Here is an 18312-nt window from a genome sequence, read left to right on the forward strand (position 1 = left end):
AGAATGAATACAGAAACTAAAAATAAACACTTTTGGGGTTTCCCATTTACAGATTTTACCTATTTCTTCATTTGGGCAACTGTTAATGGTTATTTGACCCTTTGGATGGAACAAGTAGGCCACCTGAATGGTACAGAATCAGGATTAGTTTTCTCAATGATGGCCGGAATTTCGTTGATTTTCCAACCATTCTTTGGAATTATTTCGGATAAGTTACTATTTAAAAAGAACTTGATTGTAATTATTGGTATCGCTGGTATTTTTATTGGACCGTATTTCCAATGGCTATTTATTCCACTAATGAAAGTTAATTCTTTCTTAGTTGCAATTGTTACTGGTACATTTCTTAGTTTTGTATTAAACGGTGGCGTCAGTGTAGTCGAAGAGTATGTTCAACGTGCTAGTTTAGCTAATGGCTTTGAATATTCACATGCTCGTTTGGGTGGTTCAGTTGCCGGAATTGTAGCTTCACTTGTAGCTGGTCGGTTATTCTTATGGCAACCAAATGCTATTTTCTGGAGTTGTTCGATTGCAGCTGCTATCTTTGTTTGTTTACTTCTATTTAGTGACAAAATCAATTTAGCTAATGCATCAGCAGCTGGTGATACTTCTAATTCGTTAGATATGTCAATCATTGGTTCTGTTTTTAAGAGTAAGAATTTCTGGGTATTATCAATTTTCTACATGGGAGCTTCAGCTATTTTTGATGTTTTTGACCAACAATTTATTATTTTCTTCAAGACATTCTTTGCTACAGCTGCCCAAGGTACACTGGTTTACAGTTACATGTCTTCTGGACAAACTTTAATTGAATTTTTCTTAATGTTTCCAATGCCTTGGATTATTAACAAAATTGGTGCCAAAAATGGATTAATTGCTTATGGATTTTTAACTTGTATTCGAATTTTAGGTTCATCTTTATCACCAACTTGGGGTTGGATTGTCTTCTTCAGATTACTTGCTGGATTAGAAATGCCATTACTTTTAACTTCAATTACTAAATATATTTCAGGAGCATTTGATATTCGTTTGTATGCAACAGTTTATGCAATGGCGTCAAATTTTGCTAAACAAATATCGGTATTCATATTCTCGTCGCTTGCGGGTAAATTATACGATAGCATGGGTTATCAACATACATACGTTATGATGGGTATCTTTGTCTTTGTTATTACTTTATTTGCAGCACTTACTTTAAAGAGAGAAGATCCAGTACAAGCTGGAGAAGTTGAAGAAGAGCCTGTTGCAAAGTCGACTAATTGAGCCGAATAGAGGTTAATTATGTTAAAGGCTAGTTTTAAGATAAACAGTGATAATCGAATTGGTAAAATTGATCCTAGAATGTGGGGATCTTTAACTGAGCAACTTGGTCGTGGTGTTTATACTGGCATTTATCAACCGGATCATCCGCTAGCTGATGAAAATGGCTTTCGTAAAGATGTTGTTTCTGCGATTAAAAAGTTAAACGTCCCTCTAATTAGGTATCCTGGTGGTAATTTTGTTTCAGGATACAATTGGGAAGATGGCATTGGACCAAAAGAAGAGCGTCCAGTTAAATTAGATCTGGCTTGGAAAAGTATAGAGACTAATCAATTTGGACTTCATGAGTTTATGAAGTGGTGTCAAACTATCGGTGCTCAAGCTGATATGGCGATTAATCTTGGTACACGAGGAATTGATTCTGCCAGAAATTTAGTTGAATACTGCAATTTCCCTAAAGGTACGTATTTAAGTGATCTAAGAATTAAAAATGGTCAAACTGAGCCCTTTAATATTAAGTTATGGAGTTTAGGCAATGAAATGGATGGCGAATGGCAAATAGGCCATAAAACAGCAACAGAATATGGTCGCTTAGCCCATGAAACTGCTAAGGCAATGAAAATTGTTGACCCAACTATTGAGTTAATAGCTTGTGGTAGTTCTTTACATACTATGGATACTTTTGGTGTATGGGAAGAGACAATTTTAGACCATATATATGATGATGTTGACTATCTGTCCCTTCACCAATATTACGATAATGATGACCATGATATTAAAAAGTTTTTATCATCATCAGTTGATCTTGATAGTTTAATTAATGATGTAATTGCAATTTGTGATGCAGTTAAGGCACGTAAACACCAAAATAAGACGATGTATCTAGCTATGGATGAATGGAATGTTTGGTATCATTCTAAAAAAGCTGACGATAAACAAAAGCCTTGGCAAATTGCACCACCTTTATTGGAGGATCATTATAATTTTGCTGATGCATTAGTAGTAGGATCATTAGCAATGGTATTAATGAATCATGCCGATCGGGTTAAAATTGGCTGTTTAGCACAATTAGTAAATGTTATTGCTCCGATAATGACTAATATTTCTGGAACACCAACAATTTGGTTACAATCAATTTTTTATCCGTTTATGCAAATATCAAATTACGGTCAAGGCGAAACTTTACGGGTTCAAAGTCATTCAGAAAGTTACAGCTTGGAAAATAGAGTAGTTCCTTATGTTGAAACATCAGCTGCGTACAATTCTGCTAAAAATGAAATAGTTTTATTTATTGAAAATAAAGCAGATAAAGAAGTTGAAATTTCTTATGAAATAGATGATTTTCCAGCTATAAATATTATTGAAGCAACGCAATTTTGTGGTTATGATTTAGAACAAACTAATGAAGATCAATTAATGAAAATTGAAGAATTAAAGCAATTAAATCTTGATAGTAATCGTGTTGTTGGTAAATTAGAAGCATATTCGTGGAATATGATAAGACTATCTGTAAAAGATAAGGGATGAATATTATGAGAATGCTTAATAAGAAAAGATTTTTATTAATATTAGGACTTGCTTCGCTCGGCTTAACTTTTGGATATACAAAGAATACAGCTCAAGCAGATACGAATGGCCCAATAGTTACGATTGCAACTAAGACGCAATTTCCAGATACAAAAAGTCCTAGTTTTTTGTATGGAAGAGGTTTAGTTACAAGTCATACAAGTACAAAATATAACGGAAGACTTTATGTAACGTCAGAACATTATGTTAGCGATACCCCCACTTTTTTAATATTTGAAAGCTTAAATAATGGTAAGACGTGGTCAAAGATTAGTGAAATTAAAGATACACATAATTTTGCATCTAATGGCCAGGCATGGGGCAATCGTTATCAACCATTTCTGTATGAATTGCCAGAACAAATCGGAAAGATGCCTAAGGGGACTATAATTTGTGCGGGGAACTCTATTCCTGGTGATTTAAGTAAAACTTCAATTGTTTTGTATTATAGTACGGATCATGCTCGTAGTTGGAAATATTTAAGTACTATTGCTACTGGTGGCTATGCTGATGTAAATACAACCAGTAATGGTCCTGTATGGGAGCCGTTTGTTAATGTAGTTGATCATAAATTAGTTTGCTACTTTTCAGATGAACGAGATAAACCTGCGCATAGTCAAAAATTGTCTCATCGTGTTTCAACTGATGGAATTAACTGGTCAAACGAAGTGGATGATGTTGCTTTTAAATCAGAACAAGCTCGACCAGGAATGGTTACTGTAGCTAAAATGGCTAATGGTAAATATATTATGACTTATGAAGTTGTTAATTCCGGTGAATGGCGTACAAATTATAAAATTTCAAATGATGGTTTAACTTGGAATGCAAGCGATGAAGGAACACGTCTAGCTTATGGTGGAGCCCCGTATGTAGTAGTGATGCACAATGGTGATGTTGTAGCAAATACTGATGGCAGCGGTGATTTATATGTTAATAAGCACAATGGTAATGGGGCATGGCAAAATGTAAAAATTTCTATGCCACTTGCTTACTCCCGCTCATTAACTGTATTGCCTAATGATGATTTATTAATTGTAAGTGGTGGACCGCTTAAGTCACCAACTGATCCTAACAGTAATTCATTAACCTCGATGATCTATAGTTTTAAGTAAGGAGAATATAAATGTTATCTATTCCAAAATATGAATTTTGGTTTGCTGCTGGGAGTCAACACCTTTATGGTGAAGAAGCTTTAAGTCAAGTTGCAGAGAATTCCAAAAAAATTGTTGCTAGTCTAAATGAAAATGGCAATTTACCATATAAAATTGTGTTTAAAGAAGTACTAACAACTGCTGATGAAATCACTAAGTTTATGAAAGAAGCCAACTACAATGATAATGTTGCTGGGATAATAACTTGGATGCATACTTTTTCACCAGCTAAGAATTGGATTCGCGGATCACAATTATTGCAAAAGCCATTGTTGCATTTTGCTACACAATACTTAAATTACATACCTTACGAAACGATGGACTTTGACTACATGAACTTGAATCAAAGTGCTCACGGTGACCGGGAATATGGCTATATCAATGCTCGTTTAAATATGCGTAATAAGGTTATTTATGGTCACTGGCAAGATCCAGAAGTTGTAAAGCAAATTGCTGATTGGGAAGATGTTGCAGTTGCTTATGACGAATCATTTAAGACTAAGATCTGTCGTTTTGGTGATACGATGCGTAATGTTGCCGTTACAGAAGGTGATAAGGTTCAAGCACAAATTCAATTAGGTTGGACAGTTGATTACTATCCTGTTGGTGACTTAATTGACGAAATGGACAAAGTTAAAGAATCTGAAATTGATGACGAATATGCTGACCTGAAATCGCGCTACATTATGGTTCAAGGCGATATGGATGCAAAAGCTTATGAAGATACTGTTCGCTATCAATTAAGACAATATATTGCTTTAAAACGTTTCCTTGAACGTGGTGGCTATACTGCCTTTACGTCAAACTTTGAAGATTTGCACGGAATGAAGCAATTGGAAGGTTTGTCAGCTCAATTGATGATGCGTGATGGCTATGGCTTTGCCGGCGAAGGTGACTGGAAGACTGCTGGATTGTTGCGGATCTTTAAGATTATGACACATAACAAGAGAACTGCATTTATGGAAGACTATACTCTTGATTTGCGTAAGGGTCATGAAGCTATTTTAGGCTCACACATGCTTGAAGTTGACCCATCAATTGCTTCTGAAAAGCCACGGGTTGAAGTTCACTCATTAGACATTGGTGGCAAGGATGATCCTGCGCGGCTGGTATTCTCCGGTGGTGAGGGCGACGCTGTTGATGTAACTTTGGCTGACTTCCGTGATAACTTCGAGATTGTTACTTATCCAGTAATTGGTCATAAAGCTGAGGAAACACCACACTTACCTGTTGCTAAGCAAATGTGGACACCAAAACCTGGCCTTAAAGAAGGTGCCACTAAGTGGATTCATGCTGGTGGTGGTCACCATACTGTAATGTCATTTGCAGCTACTGAAGAACAAGTTCGCGACTTGGCTACAATGTATGGCGTTAACTTATGTGATATTGAATAAGGCTAATATTATAAATAAAATAAAAACTTCAGTAGACATTTGAATCTACTGAAGTTTTTATTTTATTTGATGGGAACCAATTCAATGGTTTTCATTATTTGTTTAACATTATTTTTTTGAACAAAACCTGTTTTTGTTTCCATAGCGTTTGCTGTTCCCGAAGCAATTGCCCAACGGATAGCAGATTCGAAGTCAAGCTGTTTGTCTAATGCATATAATAGTCCACCAACAACCGAGTCACCAGATCCTTCAGTGTTTACTACCTTTACTGGATTAAATTTTACTTGAAAGAAGTGATCATGATGTTTAACTAATGCACCTTTGTCGCCTAATGAAACAATAATATTTTGAATTTTATTTAGATTACTTTGAGTGATTTCCTTTTTTAAAGCGTAACAATCATAAGTTACTGTAGTTGAAAGAAGATCTGCAATTTCTTGTTCATTAGGTTTAATAAAGTCAGGCAACAAGTTGCTTTTTAATACTTCCGTTAAAGCTTTACCGGAAGTATCCAAAATAATTTTTATCTTTGGGTCCAGCGTCCTAATTAGGCTAATAATTCTAGTATAAAAATTATTAATTTGAGTAGGAGGTAAGCTACCATTTAAAGAAATTGCTGAAATTTTGTTATTGCCTATTAATGATTTCAATTTATTGAGTAAATGTGTGAAATTTAATGAAGATAAATAGTCTCCGTGTTCATTAATTTCTGTTTTTTTATTATTTTGTTGAATTATTGTGTAGCAATTGCGGGTGTTACCAGCAATCTTAATAAAATCAGCAGTATATTGATCTTCACATGCCTGATCTTCAATATATTGACCATTGTAACCTGCTAAAAAACCTGTTGCTGCTGTTTTTGCACCAAGATTAGATGCAACACGAGCAGCATTAATTCCTTTACCGCCAACCATCTTTTTTATTAAATTGACTCGATTAAGTGAGCCTACTTTTAATTCTTTGAGTTGGTATAGACGGTCAACGGATGGGTTGACTGTAATTGTAATATCCATTATCTATTCCTATTCTAAATTATTAGTAAATCATTTTAATATATTTTGAATATTTCTTAACTTTTTCATTTTCAATTTCTGGATCTGTTACCAAACAATCAAATTTATCTAATTTTTGAAAAGTTATAATATCTGAATGATCTAATTTAGTGTGATCTGCTACAACAAATGATTTTTCAGAATGTGCAATGGCAATATTTTGAATGTTGCCTTCAGGTATTGTGCTTGTTGTAACACGATTTTCACTGATTCCATTGGTAGAACATAATGCATAATCTAAATTGAGACCATTAAAAATATTTTCAGCTTTTTCTCCTAAGAATTCTTCGGTGTTTCTATGTAATTCACCGCCAGTAAGTAATAAACGACAGTCACTTTTATTTATTTCATTAAAAGCTGGCAAACTGTTAGTTACAAAGGTCAAATTCTTCGGTATTAATAGGGGTACTGCCATTAGTAAAGTGGTTCCCGCACCTAAAAAAATTGTTGAGTTATTAGTAATTTCATTTGCTAATAATTTGGCAATTTCTTTTTTTTCAACGATATTTTTCTTTAATTTTTCGTTTGTTGTTGATTCTGTCTGATTATTGCTTTGGGCACCGCCATAAATCCTGGTTATTTTTCCCTGTTCTTCTAAGCGCTTAAGATCACGTCTGATAGTCATTGGTGAAACTTGTAAATTTTTTGCAATATCAACAGTTGTCATAAACCCTGTTTTACTTAGAATATTGTTAATCTCTGTTAATCTTTTTTCTTGTAAACTCACAAAATCACTTCTTCATACTAGAATTATATTACACACATAGTATAGCAAACATTCCTGAACAATAAAAGTAATTCTGTGTTTATCTTTGTTAAATTTAGGTTGACAATGTTCAACTTAGGTATTATATTGAAAACGTATACATAATAAGAAAGGAGGTTTAAGTATTGTTTTACGAAAATTTAATTGATTTAAATGTTTCTGTGTCTACTGAAGAGCAGTTATTTGATTTGGTGGGGTTAAGAGCCATCAATTTGAAGTATGCAAATTTAGGTTATATTACGAGTCTTGAGAAGAGGGAGCTCTCTTATCCGACTGGATTAAAGTTCCCGAAAATATCCTTAGCGTTGCCACATGTGGATCCACAATATGTCAAACGACCATTTATATATATTGCGAGAACTAATCAACCATTAAAATTAAGACAAATGGGTGATAATGCTGAGATTACAGCTAGTGATTTTTTGTTTTTGGGTTTAAAGAATGGTAAAAAGCAACCAGAATTGCTATCTCAAATAATTTCAGCTTTTCAAGATGAAAACTTTGTTGGGCAATTTAAAGAGATAACTACTACTGAAAAGATGCTTCAGTTAGTTGAAAGAAAGTTTGAGGGATTATCAAAATGAAAACTATTTTAGTTTGTTGTGGAACGGGCGTTGCTACTAGTCCTCAAGTCGCTAATAAAATTAATGATTTTTTAGCAGACCAAGGATTAGATCAAATTGCTGAAGCTACGCCAGAGCCTGTCGCAGAAGCCAAAGGATCTGTTGAAAATGATGCTAATGTCATTATTTATGTTGGCATTGCTCCAGCTGATGGGGAACTTCAAGAAGCACTTGATCAAAACAACGTTGTTGGTATGGTAGGTTTACCATGGCTAACTGGTATGGGACAAGATGAAGCTAATCAAAAAGTAGCTGATATTGTTAAACAGGCAAAATAACAAATCGTATAGGAGATGATTTGAATGGACTGGAACGCGATAGTTCAAGGAATTTTAAGCGTTGGAGCTCAAGTATTAATTCCAATTTTAATTATGATTTTGGGACTAATATTTGGAATGAAGCCTTCTAAGGCTGTAACTTCTGGACTGTATCTAGGAACTGGGTTTATTGGTATGTCAATGGCAATAAACCAATTAACTCAAACTGTTAGTCCTGCTGCTAAAGCTTTAGCTAAATATACTGGAATCAATTTACCTGCGGTAGATTTCGGCTGGACTGGTGCAGCTTCAATTACATGGAGTTGGACCTTAGCTTTTCTTTTCTTTGCAGTGGAAATTGTTGTAAATATCATTATGCTTCTGGCAAAACTGACAGACACGATGAACGCAGATATGTGGAATGTTTGGGGAGTGGCCTTAACTGGCTATATGGTTTACCAAATTTCTGGTAGTTTAATTTGGGGCTTCATCTGTGGTGCAATTCAAGTAATGATTTGCTTGAAACTTGGCGATATGTGGAGTAAAGAAATTGCTAATATGTTAGGTTATGAGGGTGTTACTGTAACTCACATTGAGGCTTTCACTGCTATTATTATGTCACCTATTAATAAATTGATGGATTACATTCCGATTTTTAATCGTGAATGGGATGCTACTGCTTTAAAGAGAAAAATAGGTGTTTTTAGTGAGCCTGTAGTTATGGGATCGATTATTGGTCTGATTTTAGCTTTAGCAGGAAGATATAGTATTGGTGATGCACTTAATCTCGCAGTCACTGTAGGTGCGGTAATGGCAATTTTTCCAGTAATGGCTAAGTTCTTTATGGATGCTTTGACACCATTTGGTTCAACTATGAGTGACTTTATGAAAAAGCATGTTAAAGGTAGAACATTTGTCATCGGTTTAGATTGGCCTATTTTAGGTCAAAGTACGGAATTATGGGTAACAATGGTTCTAATGATTCCTGTATCAATTATTTATGCTGCCATTTTACCTGGAAATACTATTTTACCAATTGCTGGTGTTATTAATTACTGTATTGGTGTTGGTGGATTGCTACTTACAGGTGGTAATTTACTAAGAATGTTGGTTTTAGGCGTTATTTATGAACCGGTTTTCTTATACGGTGCATCATACTTTGCTAATATTTTTACTAAATTAGCTAAATCAAGTACTTCTATTAAGGTACCAGCTGGCTCTCAGGTCTCATGGAGTTCAATTGAAGCTCCTGAGTTAAGATATGCAATGGCTTGGGCTGGACGTGGCAATATTTGGGCCATTATAGGATTGATTGCTTTACTTGCTATTTTTTGGTGGCTATATAGATCATTTAAAAAGAATCCAATTCCAGCTTTAAAGTATCAAAAACCTACTGCTAAAACAAAATAGGAGTCACAAATGAAAAAAAGCTCAGGTAAAAAAATATTTTGGACTTGTTTGTCTTTTTTAACTTTTGGTTTATTTAGTTTGGCGCTTATTTCTAAAAATTATTGGCTTAACATTTTCGTTATTGTTTTAGGGATGCTTATTAATAAGAAGGGAAGTGATGCTCTTTTTATTAAAAAAAGTTTTATTGCTAAGAGTGATATGAGGAGGAAAAATAATTTATGAAATATCCTGCAGGAAGAATTCCTTTTGAATATGAACGGGAAGATTTAGCAAAAGTTGTTCGTGAAGTTATGGAACGTCGAGACACTAATATTGTTGGTGGCAACATTAGTATTAAGGTTCAAGACGAAACGGGTAAAAATTATTATGTTATGACACCAACAATGATGTCAGAAGCATATATGGGTTATCTAAATGCTGATCAGATTTTAGTTATTGAACCACATACGCGTAGAGTAATTTCAGGTAATGGCAAAGTTACTCGTGAGATTAATATGCATGAAGCAATTTATGATACTAATCCAGATATTAAATGTGTTTTTCACTCACATGCAGATCAGTGTATGTTTTGGGGAACGAGTGGCTTGAATATGCCAAATGTTACAGAAGCTACACAAAAACTTAAAGAAATTAAAACGCTTGACTGGCACCCAATGTGTACAGAAGAATTGGCACAATATGTTGCTAGTGAAATTAAAAAGTTAGGTGCTAAGGCTTTAAGAAATGGTTTTCTGTTAAATTCTCATGGTACATTGTTTACTTCAGGTGGTAAGGATATGGATCCATTAACAGCACTCCATAAATCTTTAGCCGATGTAGATATTACCGAATATAATGCTAAAGTTGCATATAAGCAAACTGTTTTCCAACAAATTGGAGTATTAGATGGATATTATTCTGAAGACACTAAAATTGGAACTTGGGAAGATGTTAAGGCCGGGAAAGCACTCTATAATAAAAAAACAGCTCAAAATAAAAAGGGCGACTAAAAAAGTGCCCTTCTTATAAAGTTTAACCACTTTGACCATATAATATTTTTTTATTGAATGCAACTATTTATCAAGATTAATTGTGCAAACCCTGATCATTTTGATCAGGGTTTTTTGTATAATTTATTGATAGTTATTATTTGAATAAGTTAAGCTACATAAAGATAAATATATATAATTTAAGTAATTTTTTAGCAGATGAATTTAATAATGGAAAAATTGTAATAGCAATCAGGTAAGATTGTATTTGCGACCAAAGGAATTAATCTAAGTCGGCGAGTGATTACGAAATATCGCCAAAAATTGAATATTGCTAACAGTTATCAACGCAAAACAAAATAATAGCAATCCCAAAATGCTCGGATTGCTGTTATTTGTTAATTGCTAAATTTTACGGCAAATCGTTACCTGCTGCTAAATAAATGTCATACCACTCTTGAGCAGATAAACTAATGTCTGCTCCCTTCACACTATCAATGATATGTTCAGGGTTCATTGTGCCGATAACTACTTGAATTTTAGCAGGATAGCGCAAAATCCATGCTGCCGCAATGGCATTTTTGGAAACACCTTTTTGGTCGGCTAACTTTTGTAAAGCGGCATTTACTTCAGGAAATTTAGGATTACCAATAAAGTTACCCTCGATTTGCCCATATTGAAATGGGGACCATGCTTGAACCGTCATGTTGTGCAAGCGAGAATAATCAAGGACGCCGCGATCATGGTCAATACTACGTGTATCAGTCATGTTGGTATGAATGCCAAAGTCGATGGGTTCCGTGTGCATGACGCTAAATTGTAGCTGGTTAATCAGTAACTTTTGACTGATACCTTGTTGCAATAATGCAACTTGCATCGGGTTGAAATTAGAAACACCGAAGTGGCGCACCTTTCCTGCAGTTTGTAATTCGTCAAAGGCAGCACCAATTTCAGCTGGGTCCATTAGGGCATCAGGTCGATGCAAAAGTAGACTATCAAGATAATCAAGCCCCATTCTGGTTAAAATGCCATCAACAGCCTCAATGATATATTTTTTGGAAAAATCATAGCGGGTAGTTTTGTAATTTAACCCAGGATTTTCGTAAATACCAGTTTTGGATTGGATATAGAAGTCTTCGCGGTTAAGTGATGATTGCTTAAATGCTTTGCCGAAAACTTCCTCGGACTTGCCGTGACCGTAAACGTCGGCTGAGTCAATATAATTAATACCGACATCATGAGCGGTTTCTAAAGCCGTCGCGGCTTCATTAGTCGTTAGTGCATTCATGCGCATAATGCCTAGCGCAATTTCTGAGCCAGAAAAATTTGTCTGACCAATTTTAATTTGTTTCATAAGAGTACCTCCTTACGATTAGTATAAGTCTTTTTGAGCCTAAAGCTAATCGAATATTATGTTTGTAGGTGATGTAAATAAAAGGAAACAAATTATTTGTTTTGTGCTTTATTTTTTATAAAATAAGAACTTTATCTTAAAAATAAGCATAAAAATTCATATAACACGAATTATTTGCTGAAATAATGTTGAAATATTACATTAGAAAGTCTACAATTAACGAGAATTGTCAATTGGTGATTTATGAATGGTAAATAATTAACGAAATATTTTAAATGACGTCGAGACTTTATGGCGTTAAGTTTACCGATAATTGTTAATTTGTGGGGTAAAAGAGTGTATAAGAAAAAGGGATTTATTTTTGCAATTGTTGGCACAGCCTGGCTGTTTGATGCGATGGATGTTGGTTTATTGTCGTTTATTATGCCAATTGTGCATAAGGAATGGGCATTGACCAATTCACAAACCGGTTTAATTAGTTCAATTAGTACGATTGGCATGATCTGTGGTGGCTTTTTCTTTGGTTATTTGGCTGATCGAATTGGTCGCAAAGACACATTAATGTTGTCGCTACTAACGTTTTCAATTGGGAATTTTGTATTAGCGTTTGCACAAGGCTTCGATTCATTTTTAATAATTAGGTTCTTCGTTGGGATGGGACTTGGTGGTGAGCTGCCAGTTGCAGCAACCTATGTTTCGGACTTATATAGTGGTGCTAAACGATCACGAATGTTAATTTTAGCTGATAGCTTTTGGGCTTTGGGCTGGCTAGTTGCATCATTTTTGTCATTTGCATTGAATGGTATTTTATCTTGGCGTGGTTTGTTAATAGTAACGGCAATTAGCGCATTTTTTGCAATTGTTGTGCGTAAACACGTACCAGAAATTAAGCAGCCGGCTAAAAAAGAACATCACTTTACCATTAGTAAATTTTTAAACTTTAAAACGATTATGCTGTGGCTAGCTTGGTTCATGGTTATGTTTAGTTACTACGGTATGTTTATGTGGCTCCCGGGAATTATGACAAGTAAAGGTAATAGTGTAGTAGATAGTTTTGGCTATTCAGTTATTATTATCGTTGCACAATTGCCTGGATACTTCACTGCTGCTTGGCTCACTAAAAAAATTAACCTACGTTATATTTTTGCAATATATATGGTAGGAACAGCAATTGGCGCCGTTTTATTTGGTCAAGCACAGACACCGGTTGCAACGGTAATTTGTGGTTGTATCTTGTCCTTCTTTAATTTGGGTGCTTATGGGACGATTATTGCCATCACACCAAGTATCTATGAACCAGCAATTAGAGGAACAATGACTGGATTGGCTGAAGGAATTGGCCGAATTGGTGCAGTAATTGGGCCACTGCTTGTTGGGGTATTAATTGACCAAAAGATTGGAATTAATGCAATTTTTGTTATTTTCATGATTTCGCTGCTCGTTGGAGCTGCGGCAATGCTCTTAATACCTGTCAAAAAGCAAGCAGAAGTTAATGAGGATTAATGATGAACAATTTATTATTACGTGAAAAACTAATTGGCTTTTTAGAAGAAGATCTTGAAAAAGGTGATTACAGTACCCAGTTTTTAACCGGGAAAAAGATCAGCGGTCATTTTGTTGCTAAACAAGATGGCGTTATCTGTGGTCAGCAGGTACCACAAGTTGCTTATGATCTATTGGGTCAGGCAAACTATCATCCACTAGTAACCGATGGTACTTTAGTTAAACAAGGAACGTTAATTGGGGAAGTAACTGGTGATGCAGCAGTTATTTTAAGTGCTGAACGTGTGGTATTAAACCTTATTCAGCGAATGAGCGGCATTGCAACGACAGTTAAAAAGGCTATTCAGCTTTTGAACGACGATTCGATTAGAATTACTGATACCCGTAAGACTGCGCCGGGATTGCGCATGTTTGATAAGTATGCTGTTAGAATTGGTGGTGGAGTTAATCATCGTTTTGGCCTGACTGGTGGTGCCATGCTTAAGGATAATCATGTTGCCTTGATGGGCGGCGTTAAAGAAGCAATTTTAGAATTAAAATCTGTTCAGGGACCGTTAACCCCGATTGAAGTTGAGGTTGAATCAATATCTGAATTAAAGGAAGCAATTGCAGCTAAGCCGACCACAATAATGTTTGATAACCAAACGCCGGCTACAATTAAGGAATGGGTTAAATTGGTACCTTCTGGAATAATTACCGAAATTTCTGGCGGTGTTAATCTGACCAATTTGGCTAGTTATCGCGGATGTGGTTCCGATTATATTTCAATGGGATGCTTGACCAATGATGTGTCCCCTATTGATATCAGTTTTTTAGTCCAAGGTGTCTACAAGTCAGGTGCAATTAAGTAATTTGTTCAACTTTTTCGGGTAATGGTAAAATAATTTTGATTACTAACCTTTGTTTATGAGAAAGAGAACAGAATCTATGAATACTAAGGAAGATTATATTGAAAAGCTGGACTTAGAGCCACACGCTGAAGGTGGCTGGTTTAAGGACATTTCTCATAGTCCAGACAAGTACTTTGCGCCAGAGAGTAACGGCGAACGTTATCGTTACACTTCAATTGTGTTTTTGCTTGATGCTAGCAGTCCATCGCATTTACACAAGCTTAACCACGATGAAATTTGGTTTTATCATGATGGCCAGCCGATTACCATCCATTGTATTAGTGAAAGTGGCAAATACTGGACTGTTAAATTAGGTAAGGACATTAAGAATGGTGAAGTTTTGCAATACAGCGTACCGCAGAATACAATTTTTGGTGCTGAGGTAGAGGGCGGCAAGGGCTTTTGTCTTGTGAGCTGTGTAGTAGCACCAGGCTTTGATTATCATGACTTTATTTTATATAGTCGGCAAGAATTGCTAACGATGTATCCTAAGTTAACTGATGTTATTACGCGAATGACAGTTGATGAAAAATAACGTAAAAAGAGTACTTCTCAAACAGAAGTACTCTTTTAGTTTGTGGAAAATTACAACATAAAAACTTATGAACAATAAATTCACAGTACCTGTGCAAAAAAAATCGTGAGTGAAGAAATAATCGCTAAATTAGCGTCATACTGGTAATAAAAAATAAAGTTATCAACAGAAAATGTGGAAAAGAGTTCAAAATCAGTGTATTACTATTTGTGCTCTGTGCATATTTCAAAAACACTGCTGATTATTTTAATATTTTTTTCAAAATAAATTTATTTTTAATTGGGATGAGCTTATAATGGAGTTTATATTAACAATCTTATCAACAGAAGGGGGAAATTATTATGAATAAAATTGGCATTATTGGCGATGGCCACGTTGGCTGTACAGTTGCTCACCAGCTGATTGTTTCTGGATTGGTAGACGATCTGGTATTAATTGACGAAAACGAAGGTAAAGTTAAGGCAGACGCGCTTGACTTTGAGGATGCAATGGCGAACCTGCATCATCACGCTAATATAACGGTTAACGATTATGCGGCTCTTGGCGATGCGGATATTATCATTAGTGCAATGGGCAATATTAAGTTGTCCGCGAAGGATCGTTTCGGCGAGTTGCGCTATAATAAGCCGCGCATGGCTGCAGTTACTGATGGCATTAAGAAGAGCGGTTTTAATGGGATTATTATTTGTATTTCTAACCCTGTTGACGTCATTACCGGCTTGTATCAGGAATTAACAGGGCTGCCGAAAAACCATGTCTTTGGTACAGGCACCCTGCTTGATACTTCGCGAATGAAGCGTGCTGTTGGTAAAAAGACAGGGGTTGATCCACGTTCGGTTATTGGCTTTACACTTGGTGAACATGGTGATTCACAATTTACTGCTTGGTCAACGGTTAAGGTCTTGGAAAAGCCGTTCATTGAAACTGCTAAGAAGAACTCTTGGAGTTTGGCTGACATGAACGAAGAAATTAAGCAAGGCGGCTACACGGTTTATGCCGGTAAGCAATACACCAACTTTGGTATTGCAGCTGCGGCTGTTCGCCTAGTTGAAGCTGTCTTAAGTGATTCGCGTACAGAAATGCCAGTATCCAATTATCAGGAAGAATACGGGACATACATGTCATATCCTGCAGTAATTGGCAGGGATGGTATCGTGCAAAAGGTTGAATTGGATTTAACTGATGCCGAAAAGAAGCAATTAAAAGAAACTGCCGAAACCATTAAGGAAAAGGCAAAGAAAGAAATTTAGTTGGATATTAGTTAAAAGGTCAGTGAACTAATCAAAGTTCACTGATTTTTTGTGTTGATTTTTCAAAAAGTAATTGAGTATTTTTTGAGCTGATAATAGCTTGCCATAAATTAACATGTAATTTGCATTGTTTTGACTGCAACCAACAAATGCCTTGCAATTCAAGGGTTTTTAACCAGCTTCGCAAAAGCTAGTTGCGTAATTGTCAGTTGCTTTTTACATTACTGATTGAAATAATTGCTTGCTTATTTAATGGATTATGACAAACTAAATGAGTAACAATTTAGGAGGAGAAAAAATGATTAAGTTTGCAGAACAATTAAAAACTTACCGTAAAAGTAATTCTTTGTCACAGGATGAACTAGCAGCTAAATTACTTATCAGTAGACAGGCTATTTCGAAATGGGAGTCTGGTGATTCAACACCTGATTTGGATAATGTAGTTAAATTAGCAGAAATCTTTAACGTCAGTTTGGATGATTTGGTATTAGGAATTAAGACAGACTCAAAAATAGATAAAACTCAATTTGTCTTTAATCCACAAAAAAATAAATATGTTCGGCGTTATGGCACAATGAATTTTTGGGATTTCTTAGGTCATTTTTGGTGGTTGTTTATTATATTTTTAGTTGCGCTGTTTTTTATAGCTCTGGTTATTCATCTATAAGATAAGAAATTAGTTTAGAAGAAAATATATGCTAATAGTTGATAATCTGAATGTCTTTATTGGGCATAAAAAAATTGTTAATCAGGTTAATTTTAATATTAAATCTGGGGAAATTGTTGGCCTAATCGGTCCCAATGGTGCTGGCAAAACAACAATAATGAAAACTATTCTTGGACTAACAAAATTTACTGGTGAAGTTAAAGTAAATAACGAAAATGTCACGGAAACTAATCATCATGCACTAACGAAGGTTGGCGCATTGATAGAGCATCCCGCAATATATCCTTTTTTAACTGGTAGGCAGAACCTAGAGCTATATAGTGAGCAATCTACAGACACGGCTTATTTAGTTTCAACGCTTGAAATGAACAATTATCTTGATAAAAAAGCTTCTGGATATTCTTTAGGAATGAAGCAAAAGTTAGGAATTGCCATTGCTTTTTTGAATACGCCACAATTAATTATTCTTGATGAGCCGATGAATGGTCTTGATATTGAAGCAACCATTAGAGTTAGGCAGCTGATTGAACACTATGCAAAAAAGGGGACGGCATTTTTAATTTCCAGCCATATTTTAAGTGAGCTGCAAAAAGTCAGCACTAAAGCAATCTTAATTAGTAATGGCCAAATTATTATGAATCGAAAAATAGCAGAATTTAATAATTTTGTCCGGCAAGATTATAAGTTAATGACTGAAAATAATTCTCTTGCAGAAGATTTATTTAAAACGAAAAAGATTAAATTCGCGGAGCAGGATAATTATTTGATAGTAAAACCACAAAATCTCTATCAAATCCAAGATGAGCTTTTAAAGCAAAATATCCACTTAAAAGAAGTGTCGCCAGTAGTAGCTGATTTTGAACAAGTCATAGTTAATCTTTTAGATAAACAGGGGACGAAGTGATGATTAAGGCTGTAAAAGAAGAAATTTATAAATTTAATCATCAGAAAACGCCATTGTATGGCTTGCTTACTTTAATATTATTGATGATTTACAGCGCCGTTACTTCCAATATTAGTGTTATAAATTTAACGTCAGCCTTTGGTGCAATTGAATGGGTACCAATCATTATAATTGCGGTTGGTTCGGCATTTTTTTCAATGGAATACAGCAATCACACGATTTTATTACTGTTAGCTAAAAATCGTAAAAAATCTCAAATCTATCTTGCAAAATTTATGGTTATTTTACTTTATGGCTTAGCACTAACCATATTTTCAGTGATTATGACTTTTTTACTAAACTTTATTTTAAAAGATCAGAAATATCATTGGCTTATGATAATAAATGGCAAGACAATCTTAATGGGTCTTGGGTTAAATATCTTAGGAATGCTAATTTACTTATTTTTTGTTATTTCGATGTCTTTTATGTTAATTATGCTGGTGAAAAACAACGCGGTAGTTATTTGTATTGGGCTTTTTTGGGGCTTCTTTGGTGCCAGCCTATCAACAGCATTAATGAAGACCTTTTCGGCAATTATTAGCATTTTGAAATGGAATCCGTTAAATATGATTTTTATTTCGCAACAATTATCGAAGCCTGTTTATAGTAAGGTCTCGCAATTAAGCAGCCTGCAATTGATTTTGGGAATAACTGGTTACAGTTTGCTTTTTGCAATCTTAGGTTACTTGTTATTTAGGCAGCGGAGAGCGTGATTTTTGA

General features: G+C 35.0%; 20 protein-coding genes. 17 read left to right on the forward strand and 3 right to left on the reverse strand.

Going from position 1 to position 18312, the window contains the following annotated elements; all coding sequences use genetic code 11:
* Window positions 1-3: 3 nt before the first annotated feature.
* The 4 genes from OZX58_RS01165 to araA are packed head-to-tail and all read left to right on the forward strand — an operon-like array spanning window position 4 to window position 5371.
* Window positions 4-1263 carry an oligosaccharide MFS transporter gene (locus tag OZX58_RS01165; RefSeq protein WP_277130743.1) on the forward strand — a complete coding sequence of 420 codons (1260 nt, stop codon included), beginning with the start codon at window positions 4-6 and terminating at the stop codon, window positions 1261-1263.
* Between the two features lie 18 nt (window positions 1264-1281).
* Entirely contained in the window at window positions 1282-2787 is a 1506-nt protein-coding gene (locus OZX58_RS01170; RefSeq protein WP_277141151.1) for an alpha-N-arabinofuranosidase, read from the forward strand.
* Window positions 2784-3938, forward strand: a complete 1155-nt coding sequence (locus tag OZX58_RS01175) for a sialidase family protein (RefSeq protein WP_277141152.1) — start codon at window positions 2784-2786, stop codon at window positions 3936-3938. The genes OZX58_RS01170 and OZX58_RS01175 overlap by 4 nt, the downstream gene beginning before the upstream one ends.
* An 11-nt stretch (window positions 3939-3949) precedes the next feature.
* A complete protein-coding gene (araA, locus tag OZX58_RS01180; protein WP_277141153.1) occupies window positions 3950-5371 on the forward strand; it encodes an L-arabinose isomerase in 1422 nt (473 codons plus the stop codon).
* A 62-nt stretch (window positions 5372-5433) separates the two neighbouring features.
* On the opposite strand, the gene OZX58_RS01185 is transcribed toward araA, so the two are convergent.
* Together OZX58_RS01185 and OZX58_RS01190 are read right to left on the reverse strand one after the other, a co-directional pair.
* On the reverse strand, window positions 5434-6384 hold the full coding sequence (locus OZX58_RS01185; protein ID WP_277141154.1) for a 1-phosphofructokinase family hexose kinase: 951 nt from the start codon (window positions 6382-6384) through the stop codon (window positions 5434-5436).
* A 22-nt stretch (window positions 6385-6406) separates the two neighbouring features.
* Complete coding sequence (locus OZX58_RS01190; RefSeq protein WP_277141155.1) at window positions 6407-7150, reverse strand: DeoR/GlpR family DNA-binding transcription regulator; 744 nt, start codon at window positions 7148-7150, stop codon at window positions 6407-6409.
* Window positions 7151-7314: 164 nt separating this feature from the next.
* Here OZX58_RS01190 and OZX58_RS01195 point away from each other — a divergent pair, with 164 nt between their 5' ends.
* The 6 genes from OZX58_RS01195 to OZX58_RS01220 all read left to right on the forward strand — a co-directional run bounded on the left by OZX58_RS01195 (window position 7315) and on the right by OZX58_RS01220 (window position 10810).
* Window positions 7315-7773: a PTS sugar transporter subunit IIA gene (locus OZX58_RS01195; protein ID WP_277141156.1), complete on the forward strand. Its 459-nt coding sequence runs from the start codon at window positions 7315-7317 to the stop codon at window positions 7771-7773.
* A complete protein-coding gene (locus tag OZX58_RS01200) occupies window positions 7770-8090 on the forward strand; it encodes a PTS galactitol transporter subunit IIB (RefSeq protein WP_277141157.1) in 321 nt (106 codons plus the stop codon). Before OZX58_RS01195 ends, OZX58_RS01200 begins: the two co-directional genes overlap by 4 nt.
* Before the next feature lie 24 nt (window positions 8091-8114).
* Window positions 8115-9479 carry a PTS transporter subunit IIC gene (locus tag OZX58_RS01205; protein ID WP_277141158.1) on the forward strand — a complete coding sequence of 455 codons (1365 nt, stop codon included), beginning with the start codon at window positions 8115-8117 and terminating at the stop codon, window positions 9477-9479.
* A 9-nt stretch (window positions 9480-9488) separates the two neighbouring features.
* Window positions 9489-9701: a hypothetical protein gene (locus OZX58_RS01210; RefSeq protein WP_277141159.1), complete on the forward strand. Its 213-nt coding sequence runs from the start codon at window positions 9489-9491 to the stop codon at window positions 9699-9701.
* Window positions 9698-10468 (forward strand): class II aldolase/adducin family protein, encoded by a 771-nt coding sequence (locus OZX58_RS01215; RefSeq protein ID WP_277141160.1) that lies wholly within the window; start codon window positions 9698-9700, stop codon window positions 10466-10468. Before OZX58_RS01210 ends, OZX58_RS01215 begins: the two co-directional genes overlap by 4 nt.
* 279 nt (window positions 10469-10747) lie before the next feature.
* Window positions 10748-10810 (forward strand): hypothetical protein, encoded by a 63-nt coding sequence (locus OZX58_RS01220; RefSeq protein WP_277141702.1) that lies wholly within the window; start codon window positions 10748-10750, stop codon window positions 10808-10810.
* A gap of 49 nt (window positions 10811-10859) precedes the next feature.
* On the opposite strand, the gene OZX58_RS01225 is transcribed toward OZX58_RS01220, so the two are convergent.
* Window positions 10860-11801: an aldo/keto reductase gene (locus OZX58_RS01225; RefSeq protein WP_277141161.1), complete on the reverse strand. Its 942-nt coding sequence runs from the start codon at window positions 11799-11801 to the stop codon at window positions 10860-10862.
* A 396-nt stretch (window positions 11802-12197) separates the two neighbouring features.
* Between OZX58_RS01225 and OZX58_RS01230 the strand changes: the two genes are divergently transcribed.
* The 7 genes from OZX58_RS01230 (at window position 12198) to OZX58_RS01260 (ending at window position 18305) form a co-directional block, all read left to right on the forward strand.
* Window positions 12198-13304 carry an MFS transporter gene (locus tag OZX58_RS01230; RefSeq protein ID WP_277141703.1) on the forward strand — a complete coding sequence of 369 codons (1107 nt, stop codon included), beginning with the start codon at window positions 12198-12200 and terminating at the stop codon, window positions 13302-13304.
* A gap of 2 nt (window positions 13305-13306) precedes the next feature.
* The gene (gene nadC, locus OZX58_RS01235) at window positions 13307-14155 is read left to right on the forward strand and encodes a carboxylating nicotinate-nucleotide diphosphorylase (RefSeq protein WP_277141705.1); all 849 of its coding nucleotides are present in this window, start codon (window positions 13307-13309) and stop codon (window positions 14153-14155) included.
* Window positions 14156-14231: 76 nt separating this feature from the next.
* Window positions 14232-14729, forward strand: a complete 498-nt coding sequence (locus OZX58_RS01240; protein WP_277141162.1) for a cupin domain-containing protein — start codon at window positions 14232-14234, stop codon at window positions 14727-14729.
* Window positions 14730-15067: 338 nt separating this feature from the next.
* Complete coding sequence (locus tag OZX58_RS01245; protein ID WP_277141707.1) at window positions 15068-15979, forward strand: L-lactate dehydrogenase; 912 nt, start codon at window positions 15068-15070, stop codon at window positions 15977-15979.
* A gap of 298 nt (window positions 15980-16277) precedes the next feature.
* A complete protein-coding gene (locus OZX58_RS01250) occupies window positions 16278-16646 on the forward strand; it encodes a helix-turn-helix transcriptional regulator (RefSeq protein WP_277141163.1) in 369 nt (122 codons plus the stop codon).
* Between the two features lie 28 nt (window positions 16647-16674).
* Window positions 16675-17550, forward strand: a complete 876-nt coding sequence (locus OZX58_RS01255) for an ATP-binding cassette domain-containing protein (protein WP_277141164.1) — start codon at window positions 16675-16677, stop codon at window positions 17548-17550.
* Entirely contained in the window at window positions 17550-18305 is a 756-nt protein-coding gene (locus OZX58_RS01260) for an ABC transporter permease (protein ID WP_277141165.1), read from the forward strand. Before OZX58_RS01255 ends, OZX58_RS01260 begins: the two co-directional genes overlap by 1 nt.
* Window positions 18306-18312 lie beyond the last annotated feature (7 nt).

Origin of the sequence: Lactobacillus sp. ESL0680 (assembly GCF_029392855.1) — a bacterium.
Classification (GTDB): domain Bacteria; phylum Bacillota; class Bacilli; order Lactobacillales; family Lactobacillaceae; genus Lactobacillus.